The sequence below is a fragment of the Streptococcus alactolyticus genome, from assembly GCF_042649785.1.
Taxonomy (GTDB): domain Bacteria; phylum Bacillota; class Bacilli; order Lactobacillales; family Streptococcaceae; genus Streptococcus; species Streptococcus alactolyticus.
Map to the genome: position 1 here is coordinate 16,559 of NZ_JBHRZX010000002.1, position 16,232 is coordinate 32,790.

Here is a 16,232-nt window from a genome sequence, read left to right on the forward strand (position 1 = left end):
ATTTTTATATTTAAGTTTTAGAGCTGTGTTGTTTCGAATGGTTCCAAAACGAACATTCGTGCCGATGTCTGCACCCAGAGGTTTTAGAGCTGTGTTGTTTCGAATGGTTCCAAAACTTCTGCGTGTCTTCTTTTTCTAACTCTAGTTTTAGAGCTGTGTTGTTTCGAATGGTTCCAAAACCATTATCGTTATATTTTATTTTGTTCATAGGTTTTAGAGCTGTGTTGTTTCGAATGGTTCCAAAACTTATATTTAAAATACATTTCACGGCTGTTGGTTTTAGAGCTGTGTTGTTTCGAATGGTTCCAAAACTGCTTTTGTACAAACAACAGGCAGCGGCCCGTTTTAGAGCTGTGTTGTTTCGAATGGTTCCAAAACGTCAATTTCTTCCGTCGCGTGCTTGCGCGTTTTAGAGCTGTGTTGTTTCGAATGGTTCCAAAACTTCCAATTCTTCATCATTAAGCGGTGCTTTGTTTTAGAGCTGTGTTGTTTCGAATGGTTCCAAAACACATCAATTTCTTCCGTCGCGTGCTTTCGCGTTTTAGAGCTGTGTTGTTTCGAATGGTTCCAAAACCTGCACGAACTAAAATAGTTGAAGATGATTGTTTTAGAGCTGTGTTGTTTCGAATGGTTCCAAGTATGTGGGACACCTGACATCGAGTATTGAAAATGATATCTTGCGTCCTACATACTTTGATAAAATTCTCCCTAAAACAGGTGCCTTGCCAGTTTTTGTTATGACGTCTAGCGTCAAAAGAGAACTCGACTTAACAAGATACCACTACTTTAACATAAAAGGAAAAGTAGCGAGTGCTTTCTCCTGTCGGGGGATTTTCTCACTACTAATCTTAGTATGTTTTTAACAGAGGAAAAAGCACCATAATTTCTAAAGTGGATTTACCTACTACAGAATTATAGAGCCAGTTTTTATTGTACACTTATCATTGTAAAGTTAAGTGAAAAAGGGCTAAAAAAACCGAAATAACAGGCTTTTTTGGCCTAAGAGGCCTAGAGTTTTTGGTGGAGCTATGATAAAATGGGAGGTGAAGTTCTCGTAAGCGTCTGAGAGCAAATAAAGATAGGAGGAGAGAATGGACGCTTTTCAATACATAAAACCAAAACTGTTTAGCACGCTCAAGGGTTACACTAGAGCACAGTTTGCAAAAGATCTTGTGGCTGGAATTATCGTGGCAATCATCGCCCTACCGTTATCAATTGCTTTGGCAATTGCGTCAGGTGTGAATCCAGAACAAGGGCTTTACACCGGTGTTATCGCTGGTTTTTTTATTTCGTTTTTAGGGGGAAGCCGCGTACAAATCGGTGGTCCAACCGCCGCCTTTGTTGTGATTATTTATGGCATCGTCTCGCAATATGGCATGAGTGGCTTGGCAACGGCTACTTTTTTAGCGGGTTTGATGATGATTGTCATGGGCTTGTTAAAATTTGGAAATTTAATCAGTTTTATTCCTAAAACCATTACGGTTGGTTTTACCTTGGGGATTGCCATTGGTATTTTAGTGGGGCAATTAAAGGATTTCTTGGGATTAAGCATGGGAGCAGTTCCTGCTGAATTTACAGATAAACTAGTAGCTTATGCCCAACACCTTAATACCATTCATTTGCCAACCTTGCTAATTGGTTTGTTGTCTCTTAGCATTCAGATTTTTTGGCCTCGTGTTTCTCAAAAAATACCAGGCTCACTGGTAGCTATTTTTGTAACAACTGTCATTGTTCAGCTGGCCCATTTATCTGTCCCAACGATTGGAGATTTGTACACCATTAAGGCAGGTTTACCAACCTTTTCAATGCCCAACATCTCCCTTTCGTTGGTGCGTCAACTGTTATCACCTGCCTTCACCATTGCTATTTTAGCGTCAATTGAATCCTTGCTGTCTTGTGTGGTTTCAGACGGTATGATTGGCAGTCGTCATCGCTCAAATGCTGAATTAGTTGGGCAAGGTGTGGGAAATATGATGTCGGCCTTATTCGGTGGCATTCCTGCAACAGGAGCTATTGCTCGTACAGCAGCCAACGTTAAAAACGGTGGACGCACGCCAATCGCTGGTATGACGCATGCACTTGTTTTGTTGTTAATTTTACTCTTTCTCATGCCCTATGCCTCTTTGATTCCAATGAGTTGCTTGGCGGCTATCTTGATTATGGTCGCATACAATATGAGTGGTTGGCGAACTTTTGTATATATGCTACGTACGGCTCCAAAGAGTGACATTGTTGTTTTGGTAACTACTCTATTGTTAACCGTCTTTTTTGATTTGGTGGTTGCGATTGAGTTTGGTATGGTTTTAGCGGCCTTTTTATTCTTGAAACGAATGTCAGACATCGCGGAAGTTCGCCAATGGGTTGATGAAGCAGATAATGAGAATACTGACGCGCTTGATTTAAAAGTAGTGCCAAAAAATACCGTGGTTTATGAAGTGTTTGGTTCTTTGTTCTTTGGAACGACCAATGACTTTCTTGACATTAGCTATGAGGAAGGTAAAAATGCCCTGATTCTTCGGATGCGAAATGTTCCTGCTATGGATATTTCAGGGTTGGATGCTCTTGAAGAAATCCGTGAAACCTGTCAGCAACGTGGCATGACCTTGATTTTATCGCACGTCAACCCCCAACCTTTCCGTGTGATGAAAAAAGCAGGTTTTCTTGAAAAAATCGGTGAAAAGAATATCTGCCCAAACATTGATGCTTCCTTAAAACGAGCAGCAGAATTACAATAATTTGATAAAACGATGGCTAAGGGCCGTCGTTTTTTACTTTTATAGAAGAAAATCAAAAAAATGAAATGAAATTATGGAATTTTTAAATAATTTAGAAATTTTCTGTATTTTTTGAAAACAGTATGTTATAATAGTATCAATCATGAAAGAAAGTTATGGTTAGGAGGAACCATTTATGAAGATCACTTCAAATTGGAAACGTGTTGGATTAGGTGCAGTGACCTTGCTGTCGGCAGTGACCTTAGCAGCTTGTGGAGGTAGCAGTTCATCTTCGTCATCATCAAAAAACGAAATCAACTGGTGCATTCCAACTGAAATCAATACGTTAGACATTTCAAAAAACACTGATACTTACTCATCTATTGCCATTGGTAACTCAGGTAGTAACTTGCTTCGCCGCGATAAAAAAGGTGAATTTAAACCTGACTTGGCTGAAAAAGTTGAAGTTTCTGACGACGGTTTGACTTACATAGCAACCTTGCGTGATAACTTGAAATGGTCAGACGGTAGCGACTTAACTGCTGAAGATTTTGTTTACACATGGCAACGTATTGTTGACCCAACAACAGCTTCAGAGTATGCTTACCTTGCTTCTGATGCACACGTTTTGAATGCCGAAGAAGTGATCGCTGGTACTAAGAGTGTTGACGAACTTGGTGTTAAAGCAGATGGCAATAAAGTTATCTTTACTTTGTCTAGCCCTTCACCTCAGTTCATGAGTCTTCTTTCGTTTACAAACTTCATGCCACAAAGCAAAGCATTTGTAGAAAAAGCAGGTGCTGATTACGGAACAAACTCAGACAAAGCCCTTTACTCTGGTCCATACACTGTTGAAGATTGGAACGGTACAAGTGGCACATTCAAGTTGGTTAAAAACAAATACTACTGGGATGCTGACAATGTGAAAAACGAAAAAGTCAACATTCAAACCATCAAGAAACCAGATACAGCCGTTCAAATGTATAAAGACGGCGAACTTGATGCAGCTGGTATCTCAGGTACAGAAGCCATCTACAACGCTAACAAAAACAATAAAGACGTTGTCCAAGTTCCAGAAGCAACAACATCTTACCTGGTTTATAACGAAACTGGTACTGTACCAGCTTTGACAAATACTAAAATCCGTCAAGCTCTTAACTTGGCAACAGACCGCGAAGGTATCGTTAAAGCCGCTATCGACACCGGTTCTAAAGCAGCAACTGCCTTGGTACCTTATGGACTTGAAACGTTGCCTGATGGTACAGACTTGACTGATTACGTTGAGCCAGGTTATAGCTATGATGAGAAAGAAGCAACAAAACTCTTCAAAGAAGGTTTAGCAGAATTGGGTACAGACTCTGTTAAATTGACTATCACATCAGATGCTGATAGCCCAGTTGCAAAAGCGACTGTTGATTACCTCAAACAAACTTGGGAAGAAGCTCTTCCAGGATTGACTGTTGAAGAAAAATTCGTTACTTTCAAACAACGTCTAGAAGATACTAAGAACCAAAACTTTGATGTTGCCCTTGTTCTTTGGGGTGGTGACTACCCAGAAGGTTCAACATTCTACGGCTTGTTCACATCAAATTCATCATATAACTATGGTAAATTCTCAAACACTGATTACGATGCTGCTTATAAAAAAGCTATCACAACAGATGCTCTAGATCCAGAAGCAGCTGCTGAAGACTACAAAGAAGCAGAAAAAATCCTTTACGAAAATGCTTACTACAACCCAATCTACTTCCGTAGTACAGAATCACTTCAAAATCCTTCATTGAAAGGACTTGTTCGTAACTCAACAGGATTATCAGTTGACTTTACTTACGCTTACAAAGAATAAGGCTTAGGTTATTAAACAAGGTAGGGTTTACCTACCTTGTTTTCTTTATGCTTTGAAAATGCTACAATAAAAAGAGTGCCATTATAGAAAGGTTAGTATGCGTTTAGATAAATTTTTAATTGAAGCAGGGTTGGGATCGAGAACAGAGGTCAAGCAATTGCTCAAGAAAAAACAAATTTGTGTGAATGATAAGATTGAAACGTCAGCAAAACGCCAAATAGATGCCTCAACTGATGAGATTGTCTTTGACAATCAAAGACTTGTTTATGAAAAATACGTTTATTATCTCTTGAACAAGCCAAAAGGGGTTATTTCAGCTACGGAGGACAACCATCATCAAACGGTTTTGGATTTGTTGGATAAAACGGCTTGGGATAAGGAAGTCTTTCCAGTGGGGCGTTTGGATATTGATACCCATGGGCTTTTGCTATTGACCAATAATGGGAAACTAGCTCATGCCATGTTATCACCTAAAAAACACGTGGAGAAAACCTATCGTGCCAAGGTGGCTGGTGTGATGACAAAAGAAGACGTAGCTGCTTTTGCTGAAGGGATTACCTTGAAAGACTTTGTTTGCCAGCCTGCTCGATTGAGCATTTTAGAGGTTGATAAGGTCACGGATACGAGTTTTGTTGAGATTACGATTAAAGAGGGAAAATTTCATCAGGTGAAACGCATGGTTCAATCTTGCGGGAAAACCGTGGTGGATTTGCAGCGCATCAGCATGGGACCTTTACAATTGGATACCTCGTTAGCATTGGGAGAATGGCGTCGCTTAAGTGCTGAAGAAGTGGCTTCTTTAGCAGAATTTGGTGTGGAATTGTAGTAGTTATTTGATTATTTGCTGCTTTAATGTTATGATAATAGGTATAAAGTAAATGAGCGAGGTATGTAATAGTGGCATTTGGTGAAAACGGACCGCGTAAAAAAACGCTATTTGAAAAATTAACAATGGTAGTTGTTATCTTGATGCTTCTTGTAACCGTAGGAGGCATTGTAGCGGCTGCTATCGGTTCTATTATGTAAGAAACGCTGAAGAGGCGTTTTTTTATGCTTTAGTGCAATTTTAATGAAAGAATAGGAAATAATCATGAGTATGTTTTTAGATACCGCAAAAATCAGTGTCAAAGCTGGTCGTGGCGGTGATGGAATGGTTGCATTTCGTCGTGAAAAATACGTTCCCAACGGTGGACCTTGGGGTGGTGATGGCGGAAAAGGAGGCTCAGTCATCTTTAAAGTGGATGAAGGTTTGCGCACCTTGATGGATTTTCGTTATAACCGCATTTTCAAAGCCAAATCAGGTGAAAAAGGTATGACTAAGGGAATGCATGGTCGTGGGGCAGAGGACTTGATTGTTCGAGTGCCGCAAGGAACGACAGTACGCGATGCCGAAACTGGCAAAGTTATCACTGACTTGGTTGAAAATGGTCAAGAATTTGTAGTTGCTCGTGGTGGACGTGGTGGACGCGGTAATATCCGCTTTGCGACTCCGCGTAACCCTGCACCTGAAATTGCTGAGAATGGTGAGCCAGGTGAAGAGCGTGAATTGCAGTTGGAATTGAAAATCTTGGCAGATGTTGGTTTGGTCGGTTTCCCATCAGTTGGTAAATCAACCTTACTAAGTGTCGTGACAGCCGCTAAACCTAAAATTGGTGCTTATCACTTCACCACAATCGTGCCAAACCTAGGTATGGTTCGCACCAAATCAGGTGACAGTTTTGCTATGGCTGATTTGCCAGGCTTGATTGAAGGGGCTTCGCAAGGTGTTGGACTTGGAACACAATTTCTTCGCCATATTGAGCGCACTCGCGTTATTTTGCATGTGATTGATATGTCAGCTAGCGAAGGACGTGATCCGTACGAAGACTATCTAGCGATTAACAACGAGCTTGAAACTTACAATCTTCGTTTAATGGAGCGCCCACAAATTATAGTGGCTAATAAGATGGATATGCCAGAAGCCGAAGAAAACTTGAAAGTCTTTAAGGAAAAATTGGCTGCGAATTACGATGATTTCGAAGAAATGCCAATGATTTTCCCAATTTCAAGCTTGGCACATCAAGGTTTGGATAATCTTATGGAAGCAACAGCAGAATTGCTTGCTAAGACAGATGAATTCTTGCTTTATACTGATGATGACATGGTGGATGAAGAAGTTTACTATGGCTTTGATCCAGACGAACCTCCATTTGAGATTTCACGTGATGACGATGCAGCATGGGTATTGTCAGGTGAAAAACTTGAAAAGCTCTTTGTCATGACCAATATGGAACGCGACGAATCTATAATGAAATTTGCCCGTCAATTGCGTGGTATGGGTGTCGATGAAGCCCTTCGTGAACGCGGAGCCAAAGATGGTGATATCGTCCGAATCGGTAACTTTGAATTTGAATTTGTAGATTAACCTGCCACTTGTCGTTGATAGCATAGTTATCTAACGATAGGAATTGTGATGATTTATAATTGATCTTATATTGTATTTTATTGGGGGTTCTTATGGGAGATAAACCGATATCTTTTAGAGATAAAGATGGGAATTTTGTATCAGCAGCCGATGTTTGGAATGCTGAAAAGCTAGAAGAACTGTTCAATACATTAAACCCAAATAGACGTTTGCGGTTGGAGCGCGAAAAGTTAGCCGCAAAAAAAGCAGGAGAAATAAAAGAATAAAGCCTGCTTACTTTAAAAACCTAGCCTATATGGCTAGGTTTTTTATCTAGAGTAAAAGTATTATAGCTGCAAAATGACAACACTCCTAATAGATTTAGAGAGTTACTAGTTCCTGATAAAAATAATATTGATTTTTATCGGGAGCTAGTAAGAAATCAAGTTATCTACCTGATAGTAGATAACGTAAAAAGTCGAGATACTTTAGCATCCGACCATTTTCAAAAGGTTATTAGCAAAAAGAGCAAGTTCGATAATAACTTGCTCTTTTTGCTAATAAGTGAGTTAGCTAAGTGTTATAACACTTAGCGTAGAAAAGCCAGCAACTTTAGTTGTTGGCTTTTCTTACTCAGTTACACGTTCAAGACTTTATCTAGGAAGTCTTTTAGACGTGGGTGCTGTGGGTTGTCGAAGATTTGTTCTGGTGTGCCGTCTTCGATAAATTCACCGCCGTCTGTGAAGATAACGCGGTTCGCCACTTGGCGTGCAAATCCCATTTCGTGGGTTACAATCAACATGGTCATGCCTTGTTCTGCCAAGTCTTTCATAACGTTCAATACATCCCCGACCATTTCAGGGTCAAGGGCAGATGTTGGTTCGTCAAAAAGCATGATATCAGGTTTCATGGCCAAACTACGAGCGATGGCGACACGTTGTTTTTGTCCTCCAGATAGGCTATCTGGTTTGGCATCGCGTTTATCTGCAAGGCCAACTTTTTCAAGCAATTCCATCGCGTGTTTTTCAGCTTCTTCCTTGCTTTCTTTTCCTAATTCGACAGGAGCGAAAGTGATGTTTTCAAGCACGGTCATGTGTGGGAAAAGGTTGAAATGTTGGAACACCATACCGATGTTTTCACGGGCTTTATCGACGTTCGTTTTAGGGTCAGAAAGTTCGTAACCGTCAACGATGACTTTACCGCTAGTGATGGTTTCAAGTAAGTTGAGTGTGCGTAGGAAAGTTGATTTTCCTGAACCAGATGGTCCAATGATACAAACAACGTCTCCTTCATGAAACTGAGTGGTAATTCCTTTTAAGACTTCATTGTCTCCGTAAGATTTATGTAAATCTTGAACATCAATTTTCAATTCTGACATTACTTAAGCCTCTTTTCTAACAGTTTTGCTAAACGAGTCAAAAGGGTAATCATTACGAGGTAAATAACTGCTAAGATAGCGTACATACGGAATGATTGGTAGTTACGGGCGATAATGATTTTACCTGTTTGGAAGAGTTCCACAAGACCAATCGCTGACATGATTGTTGTATCTTTCAATGAGATAACGAATTGGTTGATAAAGCTTGGTAGCATGAGGCGAACAGCTTGAGGTAAAATAACTTTGCGCATGGTTGTGCCGTATGAGATACCCAAACTACGGCTGGCTTCCATTTGACCTTTTGGTACGGCTTCAATTCCTCCACGGACAATTTCGGCGATGTAAGCACCAGCATTTAGTGAGAGGGCGATAGTCGCTGCTAGGAAGTCGTTGATAGGGCTTTGGCGACCTGTGATTGATTCGATAAGGTTTGGAATTCCCCAGAAAATGAAGGCCGCAACAATCATTAGTGGGATACCACGAATCACGTCAACAAAGACTGCTGAGATACCACGTAGGACTTTATTTGGAGCGACAGCCATCATACCAAAGATGATACCGATAACAGTGGCAATCGCAAATGAAATCAAGGTTAAGCCAAGGGTTGTTCCTAAACCAGCCAACAATTGACGGTAGTTGTTTTTAAGAAGTCCCCAAATCGTTGTTTCATTCACGCTTGAATCAGATGCTGAGCTAGATGTATCTGAAGAAGTTGTGAGGTATTTAGCAACTAATTTGTCGTAAGTACCGTTTGCTTTAAGGGCTGCAAGTCCGTTGTTGAACATTTCAATCAATTCAGGATTTGAACCAGCTTTAACGGCAAATCCGACGGTACCTGAAGCTTCACCAGGAATTGGTGTTTCAAAGTTGCGTCCTTGTTGGATAGCGTAAGCCAAAACAGCTTCATCATCCATCAAGGCATCAATTGAACCTGAGTTCAAACTATCGTACATTGTAGAAGCTTCATCAAAAGCTTTCAAAGTGTAGTGGTATTGATCAGCGTGTTCTTCCAACCAAGTGTAAGAAGAAGTACCGTTTTTAGCTCCAACGGTTTTACCAGAAAGGTCTTCGTATGATTTAACAGAGCTTCCTTTTTTAACCGCTAGGATGATATTGGTTGTGTAATAAGGATCTGAGAAGTTAAAGATAGCTTTACGGGCATCTGTGATAGTCATTCCCGCGATAACCCCATCAGCTTGTCCTGATTGCACTGCATTGAGTGCTGCATCAAAGCCGATATTGTTGATTTTGATGTTGAAACCTTGTTGTTTGGCAATGGCCTTAATCAAGTCCATATCAAAACCAGTATAGGTGTTATTACCGTCTTGGTATTCAAATGGTGCAAATGATGTATCAGATGCGATGATATAAGTATCTTTGACTGGAGTGGCTTTGGCCTTAGCGTCACCAGTTGATTCTAATTCACTAGTGTCTTCGCCTAGCCATTTTTTCATAATAGCATCATAAGTACCGTCTTCCTTCATAGAAGCAAGACCTTCGTTAAATTCATCGATAAGGTATTCGTATTGGCTACCTTTTTTAACGGCAAAGGCAAAGCTACCGACTTTTTCGCCGTCCATGTTAATGGCGTAATCTTTACCTTGTTTGATAGCGTATTGAACAACAGGTTCGTCGTCCATGGCAGCGTCAATAGAACCAGCATCAAGGCTGTTATTCATAAGATCACTGGTATCAAATGTTTTGATGGTGTAACCGTATTTTTCTTGATTATCTTTCAAGAAGCTTTGAGAAGCGGTTCCGTTTTTAACCCCGATGGTTTTTCCTTTAAGCTGTTTGTAGCTTGAAATTTTAGCGTTGCCACGTGTATATACAACAACAGCGGTATCGTAGTAAGGATCAGAAAAAGTGAATACTTTCTTACGAGCGTCTGTGATTGTCGTACCAGCCATCAAGGCATCTGCTTGTCCAGACTGAACGGCATTTACCGCCGCATCAAAACCTGGGAAGGTCATATCAACGTCCCAGCCTTCGCGTTTGGCAACTTCATTGATAATATCAACGTCAATACCTTTATAGGTTTGATCTGAGTCTTTAAATTCAAATGGGGCATAGGCGGTATCTGACACAATCTTAATCGTATCAGCGTGCGTCGTCTTTGCACCCAACACAAAGAATACAGAGAGCATAGCTAGCATAAGAGCTTTCAATTTGTGCTTCATGTTAGTCTCCTTTTTGGTTAGTAATAGCGCTATTATATCAAAATTCACAAGTTAAGGCAAATTTAAGCAACAGACGATGTTAGAAAATATAACATAAAAATGCCAGTTGCTTTAAGAAGTCTAAAGCAGATTTTCCGTCAAACTTGTGTTAAAATGAGGACATCAAAGCAATGGAAGAGGAAGGCAAAACATGATTGATAGGGTAACAGATAATCAGTTTAAATTAGTATCAAAATACCAGCCTGCTGGTGACCAGCCAGAAGCAATTAAGGAATTGGTTGATAATATTGAAGGCGGTGAAAAGGCGCAGATTCTGTTGGGAGCAACGGGAACTGGTAAAACGTACACGATGAGTCAGGTGATTGCTCAGGTTAACAAGCCAACCTTGGTCATTGCCCACAATAAAACCTTGGCGGGCCAGCTTTACGGGGAATTTAAGGAATTTTTCCCTGATAATGCCGTGGAATATTTCGTATCTTATTATGACTATTACCAACCTGAGGCTTATGTGCCATCAAGTGACACTTATATTGAAAAAGACAGCTCGGTGAATGATGAAATTGATAAATTGCGTCACTCGGCGACCTCTGCCTTGCTGGAACGTAACGATGTGATTGTTGTCGCATCGGTGTCTTGTATCTATGGTTTGGGTTCGCCCAAAGAATATGCAGATAGCGTAGTTAGCTTACGTCCTGGACAAGAAATCTCACGTGATCAGTTGTTGAATGACTTAGTGGACATTCAGTTTGAGCGAAATGATATTGATTTCCAACGTGGGCGTTTTCGTGTGCGCGGTGATGTGGTTGAAATTTTCCCAGCCAGCCGTGATGACCATGCCTTTCGTGTGGAATTTTTCGGGGATGAAATTGACCGTATCTGCGAAATTGAAAGTTTGACAGGACGAGTGCTTGGCGAGGTGGAACACTTGGCGATTTTCCCAGCCACTCACTTCGTGACCAACGAAGAGCACATGGAGCACGCCATCAAGGAGATCTTGGCGGAAATGGAAGAACAGGTCAAACAATTTGAGTCAGAAGGCAAACTCATCGAGGCGCAACGTATTCGCCAGCGGACAGAGTACGATGTGGAAATGCTCCGCGAAATGGGCTACACTAGCGGTGTCGAAAACTATTCTCGCTATATGGATGGTCGTTCAGAAGGCGAGCCACCGTTTACCTTGCTAGACTTTTTCCCAGAGGATTTTCTCATCATGGTGGATGAAAGTCACATGACCATGGGACAAATTAAAGGCATGTATAACGGGGACCGTTCGCGTAAAGAAATGCTGGTTAATCACGGTTTCCGTTTGCCAAGTGCCTTGGATAATCGTCCTTTACGTCGGGAAGAGTTTGAAAGCCACGTTCACCAAATTGTTTATGTGTCAGCCACTCCAGGTGACTACGAGCTAGAGCAAACGGATACCATTGTTGAACAAATCATCCGTCCGACTGGATTGCTTGACCCTGAGGTTGAAGTGCGTCCGACCATGGGACAAATGGACGACCTGCTGGGTGAAATCAATGCCCGTGTGGAAAAAGGTGAGCGAACCTTCATTACCACTTTAACCAAGAAAATGGCAGAAGACTTGACCGATTACTTGAAGGAAATGGGCGTCAAGGTCAAATACATGCACTCAGATATTAAGACGCTAGAACGGACAGAAATCATTCGTGACCTGCGTCTGGGCGTCTTTGATGTCTTAATTGGTATCAATTTGCTGCGCGAAGGAATTGACGTGCCTGAGGTTAGCTTGGTGGCCATCTTGGATGCTGACAAAGAAGGTTTTTTGCGAAATGAACGTGGCTTAATCCAAACTATCGGACGAGCTGCTCGTAATAGTGAGGGACACGTTATCATGTATGCGGACAAGATTACCGAATCCATGCAAAAAGCCATGGATGAAACGGCTCGTCGTCGTGAAATCCAAATGCGTTACAACAAAGAACACGGCATTGTCCCACAAACCATTAAGAAAGACATTCGTGATTTGATTGCGATCTCGAAAACGGCTGACACCGACGTGGCAGAAGATATTCCTGATTACAACAGCATGACGAAAAAAGAACGCCAAGACACCATCAAAAAACTCCAAAAACAAATGCAAGAAGCCGCAGAAATCCTTGACTTTGAACTGGCAGCCCAATTACGCGATATGGTGCTAGAATTAAAGGCGATGGATTAATAATAGGATAAATTCATCCTATTATTTTGTTTTTCGTCATTAAAAATGATATGATAATCAAAAAGGAGGGCAATCATAATGCAAATCGATCTTAAAAATTTAGTTCCAATCACTGAGGCAAATCAAAATTTTTCTAAAGTAGCTCGTATGGTTGACAATAAAGGAACGGCTGTTATTTTAAAGAATAATAAACCTAAATATGTCCTGCTTGATTACAATACCCTAGTTCAAGAAGAACAAGAAGAAACAGTTGTTGCAGATCAAGCTAGTGTTGATGATGTGGCAAATGCTATTTTGTCAAGACATTTAGATGCTTTTAAGGAACTCGCAAAATGAAACATTTAACCGTTGAACAGGTTATTGCCCTACATAGTCAATTAATTGCAGCTTCTGGAGGTGTAGATGGTGTTCGCGACAAAGGATTAGTCGAATCATCGCTTTCTAATGTTTTCGATGTTTATTTTGGAGTTGATCGCTATCCAACTATTGAAGAGAAGGCTTCTAGGCTATGTTACTCTTTGATTAAGAATCACGCTTTTTTAGATGGTAATAATCGTATAGGTATTTTTGTGATGCTCGTACTCCTAGAAATTAATGGTATTGTACTGGAGTGTACAGATGAAGAATTAGTTCATCTTAGGATTGGTATAGCAGCATCACAAATAACGTATGAAGCTATTTTAGATTTTGTAGAAAATCATTGATTTTCGTATATGAGGAGGACGAGATGTCACGTTCACAAAATGTGATTTTAACCAATATGTGTCTGATTGAGGACGATCGGGGGCGGTTGGTGATGCAGATTCGGGACCCAAAACGTTATGCTTGGTCAGGAGCTGCTCTACCAGGTGGACACATTGAGCCGCATGAAAGCTTGGTTGAATCGGTTATTCGTGAAATTAAGGAAGAAACGGGCTTAACCATCAAACACCCGCAATTAGTTGGCATGAAACATTGGTACACCAAGGACGATGAGCGTTATCTGGTCTTTCTTTATCGCACGTCTGAATTTGAAGGTAACCTTCGTTCGTCTGATGAGGGCGAAGTCAAATGGGTATCTCGACAAGAGTTGCCACAACTTCCTCTTGCCTATGATATGCTGAATTTACTTCGTGTCTTTGATGAGGATAATCTCAACGAACTCTTTTACCGCGAACGCTTAGAAGATGACTTCCTACGCGAATTTTGGTGAGTATTGCCTTGATAAAACAACAAAAAAGCTTGGACGGATAATCCAAGCTTTTCGTGTATTTTTTGTGTATTACTGTAGGAAGGAGAGTGTGTGTCTTGTCTATTATTTAACCGAACCACCTGTGATGCCTTCAACGTAGTATTTTTGCATAAACATGAAGAGCAAGGTGATTGGGATAGCAATGATAACCGAACCAGCCGTGAATGATATGAACCATTCATTGATGGTATCTTGTTCAAGCATTGAGAAGAGTCCGATAGCGACAGTGTATTTACTTGTCGCATCACCAAGGATAACTTTGGCAAAGATGAAGTCAATCCAAGGTCCGATAAAGGCCATCAAAGCAGTGTAAACGATAATTGGTTTTGATAGCGGCAAGGTGATTTTAAAGAAAATATCAGCGCGTGTTGCCCCATCAATCATTGCTGATTCATCAAGTGAATACGGGATGGTATCAAAGAAGCCTTTAGCAATGTAGAAACCGAGTGCGGCACCAGCTGAATAAACCAAAATCAAGGCTAGTAGGGTTTGGTCAAGGTTGAATGCCTTTAAGATGTAGTAAACGGCAATCATACTCATGAAACCCGGGAACATATTCAAGACAAGGGCAATTTTAAGGAAACCATTGCGGTGTTTGAATTTGATACGGCTCAATGAGTAAGCCATGGCTACTGTGATAAAGGTTGAAATGATACATGAAACGGTTGCAACGTACAAGGTGTTTAAGAACCATTGCCCAAAAGGAAAGGCACTTGACGTAAAGAGCTTGATGTAGTTATCCAGTGTCCATGTTTTTAGAATAAGGTAGTTAACATACGCCGTTCCTTCGCCACGAAAACTGGTTAAGACAACCCAAACGATAGGGAAAAGCCAAATGATTGATAAAACAATCAATAAAATATAAACAAATGTTAGTGTTAATCGCTTTTTGTTTTTCATTATTTTGCAACCCCTTCTTTATAAGAACTTGTTCTTGTATAAGCTAGAAGACTGAAGACTGCAGAAAGAACAAAGATGATGATACCGATAACAGAAGCTAGGTTGTAGTCTGCCGCGGTAACGGTCAGTTTGTAGAGCCAAGTAACCAGCAAGTCTGTGCTACCTGCTTGGTAGTAGTTTGAGTTTGTTGGTCCTCCACCTGTTAGCAGGTAGATAACGTTGAAGTTATTGATGTTTCCAATAAACTGTTGAATCAAGTTTGGCATCATCACCAACAAAATTTGTGGGAAGGTAATTGACTTGAAGATTTGAAACTTACTTGCTCCGTCAATTTCAGCCGCTTCGATTTGTTCTTGTGGCAAGTTCATGATGATACCAGTTGCAACAAGCATTGTTACTGGAATACCAACCCACATATTCACGATGATAATTGAGAATTTCGCCCAAATAGGGTCTGATAAGAATGGAAGTGGATTTGCTGCTGAAATCAACCCAATTTTTTCAAGAATGGCATTAACAGGACCAGCATCGTTAAGCAAGTTTCTCATGATAAGAAGAGAGATGAACTGCGGAACGGCGATGGTAATAACAAAGATTGTTCGCCATAATTTTTTAAATCGCAAGCCTTTAGTGTTGATGATCAAAGCCAAGACAATACCAAAGAAGAAGTTGGTTACAGTGGCAAATACCGCCCAAATCAATGTCCATGATAGAACAGGGAAGAAAGTTCCCGCCATGCGTCCATTGAAGATGCTACCAAAGTTAGAGAAACCGACCCAGTCAAATAAGCTCTTAGGTGGCAAGTGGTTGTGGTCGTAGTTGGTGAAGGCCAAACAAATCATGTAAATCAATGGCAAGACAGTGAACAAAAGCACTCCTAGCAATGGAATAGCCATCAAAGTCATGTGGAAACGACCGTTAGCCAAGGTTTCAAAATCTTCTTTAAAAGATGGAATTTTTAAATGTTCCTTGTCCAAAACATACAAATTACGGGCGCTTTTTAGGTTACACCAGTAAATATAGACAAAGAAAAGACAGAAAATCAAAGAAGCCAAACCAAAAATGAGGAGCAGCATTGAGTTGTCACCCTCCATGGCAACCTTCATCTTAATTCCGCCGACATCTTTTTCCACCAAACCTTGAGCATTTGTTCCCAAAGTAATCAAGCCGTTAATACGTGGAATGACCTGAGTCACAAAGGCGATTAAAAAGAGTATCTCAGACAGTAAGAATAACAAGCCTTTGATAAACTGTTTATGATAGAGATTTGAAAATCCCATTATTAAAAATGACAGTTTTGTATCAAAGCCACCTTTTTTGAAAGCCTCTTGAACCGTCACACTGTCAAAATGATGTGAGTTAAACATACAAAGCTCCTTTATATTACTGAAAAAATAAAGTGGGGAAGCACTTCCCCA

At 40.6% G+C, this 16,232-nt stretch carries 14 protein-coding genes and 1 CRISPR repeat array; of the genes, 10 read left to right on the forward strand and 4 right to left on the reverse strand.

Annotated elements, in window-relative coordinates; all coding sequences use genetic code 11:
- The first annotated feature begins 14 nt into the window (after positions 1-14).
- A CRISPR array of direct repeats spans positions 15-640; the repeat unit is 36 nt; unit sequence GTTTTAGAGCTGTGTTGTTTCGAATGGTTCCAAAAC.
- A gap of 451 nt (positions 641-1,091) precedes the next feature.
- From ACFORE_RS00380 to ACFORE_RS00405, 6 genes are all read left to right on the forward strand, one after another.
- Positions 1,092-2,735 carry a SulP family inorganic anion transporter gene (locus ACFORE_RS00380; RefSeq protein ID WP_380434880.1) on the forward strand — a complete coding sequence of 548 codons (1,644 nt, stop codon included), beginning with the start codon at positions 1,092-1,094 and terminating at the stop codon, positions 2,733-2,735.
- Between the two features lie 175 nt (positions 2,736-2,910).
- Positions 2,911-4,560: a peptide ABC transporter substrate-binding protein gene (locus ACFORE_RS00385; protein ID WP_380434881.1), complete on the forward strand. Its 1,650-nt coding sequence runs from the start codon at positions 2,911-2,913 to the stop codon at positions 4,558-4,560.
- A gap of 97 nt (positions 4,561-4,657) precedes the next feature.
- Positions 4,658-5,386, forward strand: coding sequence for a pseudouridine synthase (locus ACFORE_RS00390; protein ID WP_154454677.1), 729 nt, complete (start codon positions 4,658-4,660; stop codon positions 5,384-5,386).
- A gap of 71 nt (positions 5,387-5,457) precedes the next feature.
- Positions 5,458-5,586, forward strand: a complete 129-nt coding sequence (locus tag ACFORE_RS00395) for a DUF4044 domain-containing protein (RefSeq protein ID WP_167829270.1) — start codon at positions 5,458-5,460, stop codon at positions 5,584-5,586.
- 64 nt (positions 5,587-5,650) lie between these two features.
- Positions 5,651-6,964, forward strand: a complete 1,314-nt coding sequence (obgE, locus tag ACFORE_RS00400; protein WP_154454678.1) for a GTPase ObgE — start codon at positions 5,651-5,653, stop codon at positions 6,962-6,964.
- A gap of 92 nt (positions 6,965-7,056) precedes the next feature.
- Positions 7,057-7,230, forward strand: coding sequence for a hypothetical protein (locus ACFORE_RS00405; protein WP_154454679.1), 174 nt, complete (start codon positions 7,057-7,059; stop codon positions 7,228-7,230).
- Positions 7,231-7,580: 350 nt separating this feature from the next.
- Here the strand turns inward: ACFORE_RS00405 and ACFORE_RS00410 are convergent, their stop codons facing one another.
- Both ACFORE_RS00410 and ACFORE_RS00415 read right to left on the reverse strand, forming a co-directional pair.
- Positions 7,581-8,321: an amino acid ABC transporter ATP-binding protein gene (locus ACFORE_RS00410; RefSeq protein WP_154454680.1), complete on the reverse strand. Its 741-nt coding sequence runs from the start codon at positions 8,319-8,321 to the stop codon at positions 7,581-7,583.
- Complete coding sequence (locus ACFORE_RS00415) at positions 8,321-10,501, reverse strand: amino acid ABC transporter substrate-binding protein/permease (protein WP_380434883.1); 2,181 nt, start codon at positions 10,499-10,501, stop codon at positions 8,321-8,323. The genes ACFORE_RS00410 and ACFORE_RS00415 overlap by 1 nt, the downstream gene beginning before the upstream one ends.
- Positions 10,502-10,691: 190 nt before the next feature.
- On the opposite strand from ACFORE_RS00415, the gene uvrB reads away from it, so the two are divergent.
- From uvrB to ACFORE_RS00435, 4 genes are all read left to right on the forward strand, one after another.
- A complete protein-coding gene (gene uvrB / locus ACFORE_RS00420) occupies positions 10,692-12,683 on the forward strand; it encodes an excinuclease ABC subunit UvrB (RefSeq protein ID WP_154454682.1) in 1,992 nt (663 codons plus the stop codon).
- A gap of 78 nt (positions 12,684-12,761) precedes the next feature.
- Positions 12,762-13,019, forward strand: a complete 258-nt coding sequence (locus ACFORE_RS00425) for a type II toxin-antitoxin system Phd/YefM family antitoxin (protein WP_264879701.1) — start codon at positions 12,762-12,764, stop codon at positions 13,017-13,019.
- Positions 13,016-13,387: a type II toxin-antitoxin system death-on-curing family toxin gene (locus ACFORE_RS00430; RefSeq protein WP_264879702.1), complete on the forward strand. Its 372-nt coding sequence runs from the start codon at positions 13,016-13,018 to the stop codon at positions 13,385-13,387. The genes ACFORE_RS00425 and ACFORE_RS00430 overlap by 4 nt, the downstream gene beginning before the upstream one ends.
- 23 nt (positions 13,388-13,410) lie before the next feature.
- A complete protein-coding gene (locus ACFORE_RS00435; protein ID WP_154454685.1) occupies positions 13,411-13,875 on the forward strand; it encodes an 8-oxo-dGTP diphosphatase in 465 nt (154 codons plus the stop codon).
- Positions 13,876-13,977: 102 nt separating this feature from the next.
- Here ACFORE_RS00435 and ACFORE_RS00440 read toward each other — a convergent pair whose 3' ends face one another.
- Together ACFORE_RS00440 and ACFORE_RS00445 are read right to left on the reverse strand one after the other, a co-directional pair.
- Entirely contained in the window at positions 13,978-14,814 is an 837-nt protein-coding gene (locus ACFORE_RS00440; protein ID WP_380434887.1) for a sugar ABC transporter permease, read from the reverse strand.
- Positions 14,814-16,181, reverse strand: a complete 1,368-nt coding sequence (locus ACFORE_RS00445) for a carbohydrate ABC transporter permease (RefSeq protein WP_380434888.1) — start codon at positions 16,179-16,181, stop codon at positions 14,814-14,816. The genes ACFORE_RS00440 and ACFORE_RS00445 overlap by 1 nt, the downstream gene beginning before the upstream one ends.
- Between the last annotated feature and the right edge of the window lie 51 nt (positions 16,182-16,232).